Annotated in this window: 17 protein-coding genes; 7 read left to right on the top strand and 10 right to left on the bottom strand. The window is 69.7% G+C overall.

The window, feature by feature from the left end:
• Positions 1-133: 133 nt before the first annotated feature.
• The 3 genes from ACESK8_RS11220 to ACESK8_RS11210 form a co-directional block, all read right to left on the bottom strand.
• Positions 134-1,567 carry an MFS transporter gene (locus tag ACESK8_RS11220; protein WP_372968667.1) on the bottom strand — a complete coding sequence of 478 codons (1,434 nt, stop codon included), beginning with the start codon at positions 1,565-1,567 and terminating at the stop codon, positions 134-136.
• A 66-nt stretch (positions 1,568-1,633) separates the two neighbouring features.
• Positions 1,634-2,005: a hypothetical protein gene (locus ACESK8_RS11215; protein WP_372968666.1), complete on the bottom strand. Its 372-nt coding sequence runs from the start codon at positions 2,003-2,005 to the stop codon at positions 1,634-1,636.
• Positions 2,002-2,652: an acyl-CoA synthetase gene (locus ACESK8_RS11210; protein WP_372968665.1), complete on the bottom strand. Its 651-nt coding sequence runs from the start codon at positions 2,650-2,652 to the stop codon at positions 2,002-2,004. Before ACESK8_RS11210 ends, ACESK8_RS11215 begins: the two co-directional genes overlap by 4 nt.
• Positions 2,653-2,960: 308 nt before the next feature.
• On the opposite strand from ACESK8_RS11210, the gene ACESK8_RS11205 reads away from it, so the two are divergent.
• A complete protein-coding gene (locus ACESK8_RS11205) occupies positions 2,961-3,869 on the top strand; it encodes a hypothetical protein (RefSeq protein ID WP_372968664.1) in 909 nt (302 codons plus the stop codon).
• A gap of 3 nt (positions 3,870-3,872) precedes the next feature.
• Here the strand turns inward: ACESK8_RS11205 and ACESK8_RS11200 are convergent, their stop codons facing one another.
• On the bottom strand, positions 3,873-4,709 hold the full coding sequence (locus ACESK8_RS11200; RefSeq protein WP_372968663.1) for a sulfurtransferase: 837 nt from the start codon (positions 4,707-4,709) through the stop codon (positions 3,873-3,875).
• A 159-nt stretch (positions 4,710-4,868) separates the two neighbouring features.
• On the opposite strand from ACESK8_RS11200, the gene ACESK8_RS11195 reads away from it, so the two are divergent.
• A complete protein-coding gene (locus tag ACESK8_RS11195) occupies positions 4,869-5,768 on the top strand; it encodes a DMT family transporter (protein WP_372968662.1) in 900 nt (299 codons plus the stop codon).
• 39 nt (positions 5,769-5,807) lie between these two features.
• On the opposite strand, the gene ACESK8_RS11190 is transcribed toward ACESK8_RS11195, so the two are convergent.
• Together ACESK8_RS11190 and ACESK8_RS11185 are read right to left on the bottom strand one after the other, a co-directional pair.
• Positions 5,808-6,209 (bottom strand): cupin domain-containing protein, encoded by a 402-nt coding sequence (locus ACESK8_RS11190; protein ID WP_060927692.1) that lies wholly within the window; start codon positions 6,207-6,209, stop codon positions 5,808-5,810.
• 41 nt (positions 6,210-6,250) lie between these two features.
• Entirely contained in the window at positions 6,251-7,270 is a 1,020-nt protein-coding gene (locus ACESK8_RS11185; RefSeq protein WP_372968661.1) for a zinc-dependent alcohol dehydrogenase family protein, read from the bottom strand.
• 116 nt (positions 7,271-7,386) lie between these two features.
• Between ACESK8_RS11185 and ribA the strand changes: the two genes are divergently transcribed.
• Positions 7,387-8,046, top strand: a complete 660-nt coding sequence (ribA, locus tag ACESK8_RS11180) for a GTP cyclohydrolase II (RefSeq protein ID WP_372968660.1) — start codon at positions 7,387-7,389, stop codon at positions 8,044-8,046.
• 23 nt (positions 8,047-8,069) lie between these two features.
• Positions 8,070-8,528 (top strand): MarR family winged helix-turn-helix transcriptional regulator, encoded by a 459-nt coding sequence (locus ACESK8_RS11175; protein ID WP_372968659.1) that lies wholly within the window; start codon positions 8,070-8,072, stop codon positions 8,526-8,528.
• Position 8,529: 1 nt separating this feature from the next.
• Here ACESK8_RS11175 and ACESK8_RS11170 read toward each other — a convergent pair whose 3' ends face one another.
• Positions 8,530-9,402 carry an aldo/keto reductase gene (locus ACESK8_RS11170; protein WP_372968671.1) on the bottom strand — a complete coding sequence of 291 codons (873 nt, stop codon included), beginning with the start codon at positions 9,400-9,402 and terminating at the stop codon, positions 8,530-8,532.
• Positions 9,403-9,495: 93 nt separating this feature from the next.
• Between ACESK8_RS11170 and ACESK8_RS11165 the strand changes: the two genes are divergently transcribed.
• Both ACESK8_RS11165 and ACESK8_RS11160 read left to right on the top strand, forming a co-directional pair.
• The gene (locus ACESK8_RS11165) at positions 9,496-10,419 is read left to right on the top strand and encodes a helix-turn-helix transcriptional regulator (RefSeq protein WP_372968658.1); all 924 of its coding nucleotides are present in this window, start codon (positions 9,496-9,498) and stop codon (positions 10,417-10,419) included.
• 94 nt (positions 10,420-10,513) lie between these two features.
• Complete coding sequence (locus ACESK8_RS11160) at positions 10,514-10,897, top strand: helix-turn-helix domain-containing protein (protein ID WP_372968657.1); 384 nt, start codon at positions 10,514-10,516, stop codon at positions 10,895-10,897.
• A 546-nt stretch (positions 10,898-11,443) separates the two neighbouring features.
• On the opposite strand, the gene ACESK8_RS11155 is transcribed toward ACESK8_RS11160, so the two are convergent.
• Together ACESK8_RS11155 and ACESK8_RS11150 are read right to left on the bottom strand one after the other, a co-directional pair.
• Positions 11,444-12,037: a ClpP family protease gene (locus ACESK8_RS11155; RefSeq protein ID WP_372968656.1), complete on the bottom strand. Its 594-nt coding sequence runs from the start codon at positions 12,035-12,037 to the stop codon at positions 11,444-11,446.
• Complete coding sequence (locus ACESK8_RS11150) at positions 12,034-12,648, bottom strand: ClpP family protease (RefSeq protein WP_372968655.1); 615 nt, start codon at positions 12,646-12,648, stop codon at positions 12,034-12,036. The genes ACESK8_RS11155 and ACESK8_RS11150 overlap by 4 nt, the downstream gene beginning before the upstream one ends.
• A gap of 138 nt (positions 12,649-12,786) precedes the next feature.
• Here ACESK8_RS11150 and ACESK8_RS11145 point away from each other — a divergent pair, with 138 nt between their 5' ends.
• The gene (locus ACESK8_RS11145; protein ID WP_074731543.1) at positions 12,787-13,254 is read left to right on the top strand and encodes an acyl-CoA thioesterase; all 468 of its coding nucleotides are present in this window, start codon (positions 12,787-12,789) and stop codon (positions 13,252-13,254) included.
• Between the two features lie 220 nt (positions 13,255-13,474).
• Here the strand turns inward: ACESK8_RS11145 and ACESK8_RS11140 are convergent, their stop codons facing one another.
• A complete protein-coding gene (locus ACESK8_RS11140; protein ID WP_372968654.1) occupies positions 13,475-14,908 on the bottom strand; it encodes a hypothetical protein in 1,434 nt (477 codons plus the stop codon).
• Positions 14,909-14,995: the final 87 nt, after the last annotated feature.

Genomic DNA, 14,995 nt, shown 5'->3' with positions numbered 1-14,995 from the left:
GGCGCGCGAGGCCCGGCGCGCGAGGCCCGGCGCGCGAGGCCCGGCGCGCGAGACCCGGAGCGCGAGACCCGGCGCGAGAGACCCGGCGCCGAAGGGAAAGGGCGGCGGGACGGGAGCGTGGACAGCGGAGGGGCTACGCCCGAGGCTCGCCGGAGAGTGCGCCCGCGGAATCTCGCGGCATGAAAGCGGCGGCGAGCAGAGTCAGCACCGCCACCACGGCAGCGCCGATGAACACCCAGACGGATGCCGAGATGATGGTCGCCGGATCATCCGGGCCCGCGCCCTGAGCGATGACCGAGTTCGAGATCGCCCCGAACACCGCCACGCCGAGCGCGCTGCCGGCGGACCGGGCGAACGCGTTCATTCCGGTGACGGCACCCCGCTCCCCCCAGCCGACCGATGCCTGGGCCGCGATGAGGGTGGGAGCCGCGCTCCAGCCGAGGCCGAATCCGAGGACGAATGCGACTCCCGCGATCGCGAAGGGGTTGGGCCACGGCGACACGACGGCGAGGGCGATCGTCGCGACCGCGGTGATCGACATCCCGGTCAGAGCGGTGCGTCGGAAGCCGATGCGCAGATACAGCCGCCCCGCGTTCGCCGCAGCGAGCGGCCATCCGAGCGTCAACGCCGCGACCGCCAGCCCCGACAGCAGCGGCGCGATGCCGATCGAGCCCTCGAGGTAGGCGGGCGCGAAGCTCGTCACACCCGTCATGAGCGCGCCGATGCCCAGCGAGACGATCGTCGTGGTGAGGATCAACGGTCGCGCCGCGAGGCGGAGGTCGACGATCGGCTCGGCGGCGCGCCGCTCGACGAGGCCGAACGCGACGAGGGCCGCAGCACCGAGGCCGAAGCAGACGGCGCTCGGCACGGAGATCCAGTCCCAGGCGTTGCCGCCCTCGAGCATCCCGAGGATGAGTCCGGTGAGCCCGATCGTGAGCAGCACGGCTCCGGCGTAGTCGATGCGGTGCCGCTGCGTCTGCTTCTGCTCGTGGTAGCGCCGCATCAGCATCCATGCCGCCACCAGGCACAGGGGGATGTTGACCCAGAAGATCCACCGCCAGGCGTCGAGCTGGGCGAAGATCCCCCCGAGTGCGGGTCCGACCACCGACGAGATGGCCCACACCGAGGCGATGTAGCCCTGCACCTTCGCTCGCTCGGCGACCGTGTAGATGTCGCCGACGATCGTCATCGACATGGGGGCGACAGCTCCGGCGCCGAGCCCCTGCACGATGCGGAAGACGATCAGAGCCGTCATGCTCCAGGCGAACCCGGAGAGCACGGAGCCGAGGAGGAACAGTGCGATCCCGAGCAGGATGATCGGCTTGCGTCCGACGGTGTCGGCGAAACGCGAATAGATCGGCACGCTCACCGCCTGAGCGAGCAGATACACCGAGAACAGCCAGGGGAACTGCTGGTAGCTGCCGAGGTCGCGGACGATGCTGGGCACCGCAGTCGCCAGGATGGTCGCGTCGATCGCGATGAGACCGGTCGCGAGCATCAGGGCGCCGAGCACCGGCCCGCGCTCCGACCGGAGTCCGATGGAGGCGCGGTCGATGGAGGCAGTCACTACAGGGACAATCCGCACACGGCCGGGACTATTCCGAACGGATGCCGGAGGCCGACGAACCCGCGATCACGAAGACGCGTCGCGACCCGACCCGTCGGTGCTCTCCGCGTTGCCGCTGTCGGACGGCTCGGAGGGATCCCGTTCGTACAGCACGGGACGATCGACCGTCTTGGTGACCTCGGCGGGGTCGACGACGAGGATCAGCATCGCGAGGAAGAGCAGCGTGACGATGAACGCGCCGCCGCCGACGACCAGGCCGAGCGCGATCGGGGTCAGGCCCTCGTAGGTCCCGTTCGCGATCGCCGAGTTGACGCGAGCAGTGAAGGCGCCCGTCGACACGAGCGTCACGACTGCGGCGAAGATGCCGCACGCCAAGGCGATCGCCAGCAGGTGCAGGGGGCGCAGGATGTCGCGTCGGGTCGGCTTCTCGTCGCTCATCGCTCTCCTCCATGCCCGGCGGGAGCCGGGTCGTTGCCGGATGCCGGGGCGGTGGCCACCGCATCCGCTCTCTGCGGCGTCAGGCCGGCGATGCCGAGGAAGACGGCGACGATCGCGGCGTAGCCCCCGAACATCCCCACGCCCAGGATGATGCCGGTGAGTTCGAACTCGCCGGCACCGTCGATCGCATACGGCTGGACGAACCCGGCGGGGATCGCGAGCAGCAGCACCGCGAGCAGCAAGCCGAAGGCTCCGAGGGTGATGGAGTCCCTGGCTGCCGGATCGCCCGCGCGGCGTGCGCGCAGTCCGACGACCAGTTCGACCGTCCCGGTCGCGGCGGCCCACGCGGTCACCACGACGAAGAAGACATCATCCGTGCGCCACGCGGGCACACCGGCCGTCATGCCTGCGACGAAGCCCAGCAGGGCGAGGACCACGGAGGGCCAGCGCTCCCCGGCCGGGAACACGAGCCAGACGGCGAGGATCAGCACCAGCGCGGTGGTCAGGACGAAGCCGCTGAACACCGAGAGCCCGACGGCCGCCGAGTGGTCCGGCGAGAACGTGATCATCACGGCTGCGGCCGCGGCGAAGAGCGCGCGCAGCAGTTGTACGTGGCGCGCGGTGAACGCGCGAGCAGGGGCAGACATGACGATCCAGAGTCCTCCGGGGTGTTCATCCCAGTCTACGCGGGGGCGCACGATGGGTGCGGCGCCCGCGGGCGGAGGTTCTTCGCGGGGCCGGACGGATCTCCCCAGATCGATCGTCAGGCCCCGCGAAAGTACGCAGCGACGGGGGCGACACTGCGTCAGACCGAACGATCGCAAGGTCGGGCACCCTGCTCACGACTGTTCAGCCCACAGACCCCAGAAATAGCACCTCGTCCCCTACGCGATGCCGGTGTGGTCGTAAGCTCACTCTAGAGCTCGATTCTTCACATACCGGAGGGGGTGCTGTGATGAGTATAGAAAGTGGCATCCGACGGTACGCCGACGCGTTCGCGGCGTCCCTCCGAGACGCGATCAATGCACGTGGATTGACTTTGGCGCGACTGCACGAGCAGCTCCGAGCACGGGGCAACAGCGTCTCGATGGCCACTCTCAGTTACTGGAGGTCGGGCGCCCGACGCCCGGAGGGCGCGCAATCGATGGCCGCGCTCACCGACATCGAGCAGCTGCTGCACCTCGAGCCCGGCTCCCTCACCGCCCTGCTCGGCACGACGAATCGCACCGGACCGCTCGGCCCCAACCTCTTCCCCCTCGACGAGCGCGAACTCGAGGAGGCGGTGAAGGATGCCTTCGCCGCCCTCGGCGCGGAGTACCCCGACACCTCCCGCGAGCTGACGACGCACTCGGTCACCGATGTCGACGCCGCCGGCAACGTCTCGTATTCGATCACCCGCAGCATCGTCCAGTCGACGGTCGGCACCGTCGCCTCGATCCCGTTCCTCGAGATGACGCCGGGCATCAGCACTCCGCCACCGCTCATCTCGGCCGTGTCCGGCGGCCGGATCTCCGCCCGCTATTCGCACCCGAACGGGGAGGTGCACGGCGTCCTCTTCGAACTGGAGGTGCCGTTGGCCGCTCCGAGCACCGCGATGGTCGAGTGGTCGGTCGAGTACCCCGCCGACTATCCGCCGCAGCGCGAGACGGGGCACGCCGTCGCTCGACAGTGCCGGGAGCTGCTGGTGTGGACGAGGTTCCACCCCGACGCCCTGCCCGACCGGCTCGAAGAGCGCGTCGAGACGCCGGACGGCGCCAAGACGACAGAGCTGTCGCTGGACGGCCGCACCTCGGTGCACCAGGTGCGCCGCGCGTTCGGGCCGGGTGCCCTCGGCGTCAGCTGGAGCTACGCCGACGGGCGCTGAGCGTCAGCCTGGCTGATCGCCCAGCGCCACCGGACGACCCGGTGTGTTCGACCACTGGCTCCACGAGCCTGGGTACACCTTGGCCTCGATCCCGACCTCGTCGAGGACCAGCGCCGTGTGCGCGGCGGTGATGCCCGACCCGCAGTACGCCGCGACCGGAGTGCCGTCTGTCACGCCGACCGCGGCGAAGGTCGCCTGGAGCGTGTGCGTGTCGAGGATCTTGCCGTCGACGTCGAGGTGCGCCGCCATCGGCACGTTGCGCGCACCGGGAATGTGTCCGGCGACCGGGTCCAGCGGCTCATGCTCTCCGCGATACCGATCGGCCGCGCGCACGTCGAGCAGGACCCCGCCGGCCGGGAACGCCGCGGCCTCGTCGATCGAGATGGCATCGGCCCCGATCTCAACGAGCTCCACGTCGCCCGGCTCAGGGTGCACGTCGTCGGTCTCGAGCGGAAGCCCGGCGGCGCCCCAGGCGCTCAGCCCGCCGTCGAGCACGCGGACCTTCACGCCCGCCTGACGCAGCAGCCACCACGCGCGCGCGGCCGCGAGCCCCTTGGCGTCGTCGTACGCCACCACCGTGTCTCCGCGATGGACGCCCCAGCGTCGCGCGGCCTCCTGAAGCGTGGCGGTCGTCGGGAGCGGATGCCGGCCGTCCGACGGCTCCCCGTGCGTCGCGAGCTCGGTGTGGAGCGGAACGAACACCGCTCCCGGAATGTGCCCCGCGAGATAGTCCGCGTGCCCGTCGGGCCGATCGAGTCGCCATCGCACGTCGATCACCCGGATCGGCCCGCCGGATGCGCGCAGTTCGACCAGTTCCTCGACGCTCACGAAGTTGCTCATGATGCGAGGCTATCGAGACGACGTTCGAATCGCCCACCCGACCCCAGCCGGTCCTCCCCTCGCTCGTTTGGCACGATTCGAGCCGGATGCCGAGGCGCCGCTAGGCTCGACCGGGTCGCGCCGAGAAGGGACCGCCGGGCCGCGTCGAGAAAGGACCGGATGTCCACCCGATTCCGCTGGATGAGCCTGCGTCGACAGGAGGTCGCGCTCATCGCCGTCACGGCGGTGTGGGGCAGCACCTTCCTCCTCGTGCACTGGGCGATGCAGCACTCGGGTCCGTGGTTCTTCGTCGGCATCCGATTCCTGGTGGCCGGGATCATCAGCATCGTGATCTTCCGCAGCGCACTGCGCGGCATCCGCTGGCGTGACATCGGCGCGGGAATCGCGATCGGCGTCATGATCTATCTCGGCTACGGCCTGCAGACCGTCGGGCTGCAGACCATCGACTCGAGCACGTCGGCCTTCATCACCGCGATGTACATCCCTCTCGTGCCGCTGGCCCAGTGGGCGGTCTTCCGCAAGCGGCCGCCGGCCATGGCGTTCGTGGGGGCAGGACTCGCCTTCCTCGGTCTGGTGCTCATCGCGGGCCCTGACGCGTTCGCCCTCACGCTGGGGTCGGGCGAGATCCTCACCATGATCAGCACGCTGCCGATCGCAGCCGAGATCATCCTCATCAGCGTGTTCGCCGGCCGGATCGACCTCGGCCGGATCACGATCATCCAGCTCCTCACCGCGGGAGTGCTCGGCCTTCTGACGATGCCGGTCGTCGGCGAGGGAGTTCCGGAGTTCTCCTGGATCTGGGTCGGATGCGCGGTCGGACTCGGGGCGGCGAGCTGCATCATCCAGCTCACGATGAACTGGGCGCAGAAGTCGATCTCGCCGACCCGCGCCACGATCATCTACGCAGGCGAGCCGGTGTGGGCGGCCGCGATCGGCCGCATCGCCGGCGAGCGGCTGCCCGTCACCGCGCTGATCGGCGGCGCACTCGTCGTGCTCGGCATCCTGGCCAGTGAGCTCCGGCTCGTGCGCCGCCGCGACAGGGCACCGGCAGCGGAGTAGGACCGGCTCCGACCCCGGCACCGGGATCGGCTCAGCGGCTCAGCGGCGGCGGTAGTCCTCGTCGGTCACGTGCTCGAGCCACGTCGTGGTGTCCCTCGGGTCGTCGGCGCCCTCGAGCAGCGCGAGGTGCTGCATGAAGCAGTCCTCGTCGGCGCCGTGCCAGTGCTCCTCCCCCGGCGGTGTGTAGATCGTCTCGCCGGGCCGGGCCTCGACGACCGTTCCGTCACGTGTGCCGCACAGTGCGGTGCCTTCGGTGACGCGCAGGTACTGCCCGCGCGCGTGCGAGTGCCACGCCGTGCGGGCGCCGGGCGCGAACCGGACGAGCCCTCCCGACATCCGCTGGTCCGCATCGTGCGGGGCGATGATCGGGTCGAGCCAGACGTCGCCCGTGAACCATTCGGGCGGGTTCTTCACTGTCGGGATGCGTTCTTCGATGTGCATGTCTTCTCTCCTGTCGCGGGATAGCGCTGTCGCTGGCCGGATCAGACGGTGAGCAGCACTTTGGTGGCGCGACGCTCGTCCATGGCGCGATAGCCCTCGGCGGCATCCTCGAGCGGAAGCGTGAGGTCGAACACCTTGCCGGGGTCGATCTTGCGGTCCCAGATGAGCTGGATCAGGTCGGGGAGGAAGCGGCGCACCGGCGCCGGGCCGCCGTGCAGGTGCACGCCGGAGAAGAAGAGCTCCTCACCGGGCAGCGCCACGTCGTGAGAGACGCCGACGTACCCGACGTGACCGCCGGGGCGGGTCGCGCGGATGGCCTGCATCATCGACTCCTGCGTGCCGACGGCCTCGATCACCGAGTGCGCGCCGAGCCCGTTCGTGAGCTCCTTGATGCGTGCCACGCCCTCGTCGCCGCGCTCCTCCACGATGTCCGTCGCTCCGAACTCCCGGGCCAGCGCCTGGCGGTCGGCGTGGCGACTCATCGCGATGATGCGCTCGGCGCCGAGTTCGCGTGCGGCGAGGATGCCGAGCAGCCCCACCGCTCCGTCACCGACCACGGCGACCGTCTTGCCAGGCCCGACCTCCGCGGCGACCGCGGCGAACCAGCCGGTGCCCAGCACATCGGATGCCGCGAGCAGCGACGGGATCAGATCGGCGTCGGGCTGCCCCGGCGTCGCGACGAGCGTCCCGTCCGCGTGCGGGATGAGCGAGTACTCGGCCTGGGTTCCGAACATCCCCATCGGCACCACGTGCACGCAGCGGGACTGGTAGCCGGCCTGGCAGATCTCGCAGGTGTTGTCGGAGGCCATGAACGATCCGACGACGAAGTCGCCGACCTTCACGGTCTTCACCTCGGCGCCGATCTCCTCGACGACGCCGACGTACTCGTGACCCATCGGATCGTGGTCGACGTCGTTCGCGCCGCGGTAGGGCCACAGGTCCGATCCGCAGATGCAGGTCGCGGCGATGCGGATCACGGCATCCGTCGGCCGGGTGATGGTCGGCTTCTCGCGGTCCTCGACGCGAACGTCGCCGGGTGCGTACATGACTACTCCACGCATGAGTGGTGCTCCTTCGGTCTCGTCCCTCCAGTAGACGCCACATCCGCCGGGAGCGGGAGGTACTGACAGAGCACCCCTTTCGGGAATACCGCAGCGTCCGTCGCGTTTCACTCGACATGATTGAAACTTCAACCGTCGTTCCGGTCGCGACCGAGCGGACGCGGGTGCGCGTGCCGATGCGCTTCGCCGACGGGTTCTCCACCGCAGCAGATGTCGTGACGTTCGACGGCCTGGTCGACGGCCGTGAGCACCTGCTGCTCGGCCTCGGCGACTGGAGGGCTGCGCTCGACCGCGCAGCCGACGGCGGGGATGCGCCTCTCGTGCGCCCGCACAGCGAATGCCTGACCGGCGATGTCTTCGGATCCGAGCGCTGCGACTGCGGTCCGCAGCTGCGGGAAGCCGTCGAGCGCATCGCCGAGGAGGGTGGATTCCTTCTCTACCTGCGCCAGGAGGGTCGCGGTATCGGTCTGTACGCGAAGCTCGACGCCTATGCGCTGCAGGACGCAGGGCTCGACACCTACGAGGCGAATGTCGCTCTCGGCCGTGGCGAGGACGAGCGCGACTACACGGTCGCGGCGCAGATGCTGCGCACGGTGGGCGCCGACAGCATCCGCCTGCTGAGCAACAACCCCGACAAGGCGGCGCAGCTCGAGTCCCTCGGCATCCGCGTCACCGAGCAGGTCCGCACCGCTGTGCACCTGTCGGACGCGAACCACCGCTACCTCGAGGCCAAGCGCGACCACACCTCGCACACGCTCGACCTGTCCGCCGCGTGAGGGCCGCGACCGGAAGTGACATCATGAGCGATCGGCGACTGGATGACTCCGAGATGGCGACGTGGCTGCCGACCATCCGCTTCGTCCAGCTGCTGCCGCAGGTGCTCGACCGCACCCTGAAAGCCGAGACGGGTCTCAAGCACTCGCACTACGCGATCCTCGTGACTCTCGCGGGCCAGGGCGATCGGGCGATCCCGATGACCGAGCTCGCGCAGATCGCTGGCCTCAGCCGGTCGCGACTCAGCCACGCGATCGACTCGTTGGAGGAACGAGGCTGGGTGACCCGGACGTCATGCAGCAGCGACCGGCGCACCCTGACCGCTGCGCTCACCGAGGCGGGTCGCGAGCTGCTCCGCACGGCTGCCCCGGTGCACGTGGCGCAGATCCGTGAGCTGATCCTCGATCCGCTCACGGAAGCAGAGCGGGAGCAGTTGGGCGCCATCCTCGCGAAGTTGACGCCCGGAGTCGCCGCCGCGCTCTGACTCAGGCCTCCGGGATCTCCCGGCCGAAGGTCTCCAGCGTCACGTCCTCTGGCTCGGGTCCGCGGCGCACCCCGGTGTCGAGCGCATCGATCGCGCTGAGCTGATCGGCGGTGAGCTCGAAGTCGAAGACGTCGAAGTTCTCGGCGATCCGGGCGGGACGCACTGACTTCGGCAGCGCGGAGCGTCCCTGCTGCAGGTGCCAGCGGAGCATCACCTGGGCCGGTGACCTGCCGTGCTCCGCGGCGATGGCGGCGATGGTCTCGTCATCGAAGACGGATGCGCCAGTGGGGCGGTACGCCGTGATGCCGCCGATCGGTGACCAGGCCTGCGTGACGATGCCGGCCGCGGCATCCGCCTGCTGCACCTGCCGCTGCGGGAAGTAGGGATGCACCTCGATCTGGTTGATCGCGGGCACGATGCTCGTCTCGGCCGCCAGCTTCTCGAGGTGATCCACCATGAAGTTGCTCACGCCGATGGCGCGCACGCGGCCGTCGGCGAGCAGGGTCTCGAGTGCCTGGTAGGCGCCGAGCGTGAGGTCGAAGCGGGTCGGCAGCGCCTGGTGCAGGATCAGCAGGTCGAGCTGGTCGACCCCGAGCTTGCCGGTCGACTTCTCGAATGCGTGCAGTGTCTCGTCGTAGCCGAAGTCGCTGATCCAGACCTTGGTCTCGATGAAGACCTCGTCGCGCGGGATGCCGGTGCGGCGGATCGCCTCGCCGACCTCACGCTCGTTGCCGTACGCGGCGGCGGTGTCGATCAGACGGTAGCCCGTCTCGAGTGCGGCGCTGACGGCATCGACGGTCTCGTCCGGCGCGGCCTGGAAGACGCCGAAGCCGAGAGCCGGCATCTCGATGCCATTGTTGAGGGTGATGTTCATGACCATGCCTCCAGTGTGCGGCTGACGCTCCTGCACGAGGGAGAGTCCATCAGTACCTCCCTCGATCGGGGAGACGGGCGTACCGTCGAAGGTATGGACACTCGCAGCGAGGTGCGCGAATTCCTCACATCGAGGCGCGACCGCATCACTCCCGACCAGGCCGGCCTTCCCGCGTTGGGCGGTGCGCAACGGCGGGTGCCCGGCCTGCGTCGCGAAGAGGTGTCGCTGCTCGCCGGCGTCAGCGTCGACTACTACACCCGCCTCGAGCGGGGCGATCTGTCGGGCGTCTCCGACAGCGTGCTCGACGCTCTCGCCCGCGCCCTGCAGCTCGACGAGGCCGAGACGGCGCACCTGTTCGACCTCGCCCGCACGGCGAACGCCTCGCCCGTTGTGCACACTGCGCGCAAGAAGACGGGCACGCTGCGCCCCAGCATCCTGCGCCTGCTCGACGCGATGACGGAGGCGCCCGCGATCGTGCGCAACAACTACTTCGACTATCTGGCCGCGAACGCGCTGGGCCGCGCGCTCTATGCGCCGCTCTTCACGACCCCGGCGCCGAACAGCGCGCGATTCGCGTTCCTCGACCCGGCCGCGCAGGAGTTCTACCCCGAATGGGAGCGGAACACCCAGGAGCTCGTGGCGGCCATGCGCAGCGAAGCCGGGCGCAATCCGTTCGACCGCAAGCTGACCGGTCTCGTGGGCGAGCTGTCGACCCGCAGCGAGCGGTTCCGCACGCTGTGGGCGGCGCACAACGTGCGCTTCCACCGCAGCGGCGTCAAGAGGATCAATCACCCGATCGTCGGCGAGATGGAACTCACCTACGAGGCTTTCGAGCTGCCGGCCGACCAGGGGCTGCAGCTGTCGACGTACACGGCGGAGCCACGGTCTGCATCGGAGGAGAAGCTGCGGATGCTCGCCAGCTGGGCGGCGACGAATGCTGCCGAGGCTCCTGCGGCTGCCGATGCTCCTGCGGCTGCCGATGCTCCTGCGGCTGCCGCGGAGCGCACCGAGGCCTGACCCGATCACACCGTCCGGCACCACCACACGCCCGCTCGTTCTGCTCTGAGCAGAACGCCTCGAACCGGGCCGACGGTGCGGATTATCGTGAGGCATGGCCGACCTCGTCCCGTTCCCCCGCACACCTCGTCCTGCTCGGCACCGGCGCAGCGATCCCGAACCCCTGTGGCGTCAGCTGCTGGGCGATCAGCTGCGGCGCCGACGACACGACCGCGACGAGACGCTCACCGAGACCGCCGAGAAGGCCGGTGTCTCGCCCCAGTACCTCTCGGAGGTCGAGCGCGGACTCAAGGAGCCGTCGAGTGAGATGATCGCCGCGATCGCCGGAGCCCTCGACACGTCGCTGATCGAGCTCACCAGTGCCGTATCCGATGAGTTGCGCCAGGCGGCGATGGCTCCGGCATCCGCTTCGGTGTCCGCTTCCGTGTCGGTGTCGGTGTCGGTGTCGGTGCGGGGCGCTTTCGCCCTTGCCGCCTGACGCTCAGCGGCTGCCCCCGTCCGACCGCAGGACCTCAGCGCGGATTCAGGACCAAATCGGCCAGATCGTCCTGAATCCGAGCTGTCGTCCTGCGTTCGAGTTGTCGCTTTGCGTCCGCGCCATGGTCCTGCAGCCGCGCATGGTCCGGCATCCGCTCGGTGGTCCGGTCTCCGCGCCATGGTCCTGCATCCGAGCGCAGGACTTCAGCGCGGATTCAGGACCATATCGGCCGCATCGTCCTGCTTTCGAGCTGTCGTCCTGCGTTCGAGTTGTCGCCCGGCGTCCGCGCCATGGTCATGCAGCCGCGCGTGGTCCGGCATCCGCACGGTGGTCCGGTCTCCGCGCCATGGTCCTGCATCCGACCGCAGGGCTTCAGCGCGGATTCAGGACTATACCGGCCGCATCGTCCTGCATCCGAGCTGTCGTCCTGTGTTGGAGCCGTGGTCCGGCATCCGCACCATGGTCCTGAACCCGCGCGGTCCGGCGTCCGCGCGGCGATCCGGCAGCCGCGCGTGATCCGGCGTCCGGGTCCGCGGGCCCACCCGCTCACACCACCCGCTCGCCCAGCACGGTGTCGATCAGGCCGTAGTCGAGGGCGGCGGATGCTGTGAAGACGCGGTCCCGATCGGTGTCGGCGCGCAGCTCTGCGAGCGAACGCCCGCTGTGCCTGGCGAGGATCGACTCCATGTCGGCGCGGACCCGCACGACCTCGTCGGCCGCCAGGATGAGGTCGGGGATCGCCCCGCGCGACTGCCCGGCCGGCTGATGCAGCACGATGCGCGCGTGCGCCAACGCCGCCCGCTGACCCACTGCGCCCGCCGCGACCAGCAGAGCCGCGGGTCCGATCGCCTGCCCGACGCAGGTCGTCGCGACGGCGGGACGGATGTGCTGCATCGTGTCGTAGATCGCGAGTGCGGCTCCCGGATCCCCACCCTCGCTGTTGATGTAGAACTGGATGCCGGAATCCTGACTGTCGGCATCCAGGTGCAGCAACTGCGCGATGAGCGCGTTCGCCACCCCTGCGTCGATCCCGGTGCCGAGATAGATGACCCGCTCCGCGAGGAGGTGGGAGTACACGTCCATGACCCGCTCACCCCGCGGATGCTGCGCGATGACGTTCGGGATCGTGTAGCCGCTCATGCGCCGGCCCCCAATCCGACCCTCGCCCGGCGTCGTGGCAGCAGATGGGCCGCCGAGTCGACGATCTCGTCGATGAACCCGTACGCCCGCGCCTGCTCCGCGGTGTACCAGCGGTCGTGCAGCGAATCCTCGAAGATGCGCTCCCTGGGCTGACCCGTGTCGTCCGCGATGAGCCCGAGCACGGTGTCGCGCATGTGGCGCAGGTCGTCGGCCTGCGTCTCGATCTCGACCGCGGAGCCGCCGATGCCGGCCGACCCCTGATGCATGAGGATGCGCGCATGCGGCAGTGCCCGGCGCTTGCCTTTCGTGCCGGCCGAGAGCAGGAACTGCCCGGCGCTGCACGCGAGGCCGAGGGCGAGGGTCGACACGTCGTTCGGCACCAGGGTCATGAAGTCGCGGATCGCCAGCATCGACGGCACCGAACCGCCGGGCGAGTGGACCCACAGGGCGATCTCAGCGGTCGGATCCTCGGCCGAGAGGGTCAGCAGCTGCGTCATCAGCAGGGTGCCGTTGTCGTCGTCGAGGGCGCCGTCGAGCACGAGGATGCGCTCGTGGAACAGCGCGCGCCTGGCATCGGGTCCGAACCGCGGGATGGGGGTGTCTTCGCTCATGCCCCCAGCATCCGCCGCCTTGAGCGCGATCGGGACGGTCTCTGCCCGAGGCGGATCAGCCCACGGCAGAAGGAGAGGATGCAGCCCTCGGAACCCCCGCGTAACACCCGCGACTCACGGCGCTCCTACCCTCGAGGCATGGCGAAGAAGAAGGCACCCGAGTGGCAGTGGTCCGAGGACGGCATCAACTTCCGCACCCGCAAATGGGTGCGTCCGGAGGATCTCAACGCGAACGGCTCGCTGTTCGGCGGCAGCCTCCTGAAGTGGATCGACGAGGAGGCGGCGATCTACGCGATCGTGCAGCTCGGGAACTACCGCGCGGTCACCAAGCACATCTCCGAGATCAACTTCGAGGCCTCCGCAGTGCAGGGCGATCTGATCGAGATCGGCCTGCAGGCGACCCATTTCGGCACCACGTCACTCACCATGCGCGCCGTCGCGCGCAACATGATCACCCGCAAGCGCATCCTCACGATCGAGAAGATCGTCTTCGTGAGCCTCGACGAGGACGGCGCCCCCACCCCGCACGGATACAGCGAGATCACCTACAACCGGGATCGGATGCCGACCGAGCGGCTGGCCACGGGGACCATCCGCCTTCCGTAGCGTGGGGCCGGAAGGCGGATGGTCGGCATTCGCGCGCATCCCCTGCATGCCCTGGCATCCCCTGGCATCCGCTGCATCCCCTGCATCCCTTGCGAAGGAGAACTCATCCAGCGAAGGACCCGAGTGGGAATCGACTCCTTCGGAGCGAGAGATCTCCTTCGGAGCGAGAGATCTCCTTCGCAGCGAGCGGATGCCGGGACAGCGGATGCCGGGCCGCGCCTCAGGCCACGGCGCGGCGGTGGCTGACGCGATGACCGACCCAGAACCCGACCGCGATGAGTCCCGCCAGTGCGACGACGAGCATCCACGGCAGCATCGACGGCGCCGCACCGGCTGTGGCCGTCGCGAGCGTGCCGGAGCCATCGGCGATGAGGCCGTTGCCCTCGGCGAGGTCGGCCGCGCCGACCTCCAGCCTGTCTCCGCCCGCGGCCAGCTCTCCGGAGCCGGCGGCCACGGTCGCCGCACCGTCGGACAGATCCCCGACACCCGCGCTGAGGTCGAAGGCGCCGACCCTCAGCGTCTCCGCACCCTGCGCGAGCGCGGTGGCCCCGGCGTCGAGGTCAGCGGCACCCGAGCTGAGACGCACGGATCCGTCATGCAGCGAGGTCGCGCCGGATGCCAGCGACTCCAGCCCCGTGAGCAGCGAGCCCGTGCCGGCGGCGAGCGTGCCGGTACCCGCCTTGAGCTCCTGCGCTCCGGCGACGAGCGCGGGCGCGCCCCGCGGAGACACGAGCGCGACGGTGCCCGGCCACCCCTGGGTGGCATCGCCGTTCACGAGGGCGTTCGCACCCGCGGCCAACTTCTTCGAGGCGTCGACCGTAGCGAGGGTCCCCCCGGCGAGCCCGGGTGCCGCTGCGGCGGCACCGGCGATGCCGTCGACCTGCTGATCCAGACCGGCGGCGAGCATCGCGAGCTGGTCGAGCTGAGTGCCCTCGGCTCCGTCGCTGGCGGCCAGCTGCTTCAGGGCGTCGGCGAGCTTCTGCGAGTTCACCGGCGCACCCCCCGCCGCACCCTTGATGGCCGCCGCCGCGGTGGGATCGGCAAGGGCCTGGAGCTTCGGGATGTCGGCGGCGGGAACAGCGGTGTCGACCTTGGTCTTGAAGTCGTTCGCTCCGACGAGCAGCTTGTTCGCGACCTGGTGGGCACCGTTCACTCCCGCGGAGAGTGTGGTCGCGCCGTCGACGAGGCGCTGCGCTCCGGCATCCAGATCTGCGGCCCCCGAGTCGAGCCGCTGCGCGCCCGAGAGCGCCGACGTCGTGCCGGTGCTCAGGCGAGCAGCTCCGTCAGCAGCGTTCGAGGCGCCAACGGCGAGTGTGTCGGCACCGGTGGCGAGAGCCGCGGCACCCGTCGACGCGCTCTGCGCTCCGGCTGCCACCTTCTCCGACCCGGTGTGCGCGCTGTCGGCTCCAGCGGCCAGCTTCTCGCTTCCGGCGGCGAGTTCATCCACGCCGGCCGAGAGATCACCGGCACCCACCGCGAGATCCGCCGATCCGTCCCGCGCGGTGGTCGTTCCGTCTGCGAGCTCGGCAGCACCGGCCGCGATCTTGCCCGTGGTCAGGAAGAACAGGATCACCATCGCGGCCAGCAGCAGGCTCAGCATGATCACGGCGATGCGCATGCCGATTCCGTGCGCGTGGGGCTTTGCACTCGTCATTGAGAACTCCCGGGGGTCAGTGGCGTCGTTGCCACCGGCGAGTGTATGGGCGTGCTCTCAGGTGCTGCACAGGTTTGCGCCGTGGAA

Origin of the sequence: Microbacterium sp., assembly GCF_041641055.1 — a bacterium.
In the GTDB taxonomy this organism is placed as follows: Bacteria; Actinomycetota; Actinomycetes; order Actinomycetales; family Microbacteriaceae; genus Microbacterium.
Note: the sequence above shows the minus strand (reverse complement) of the source record. Positions and strands in the feature narration are given on the sequence as shown.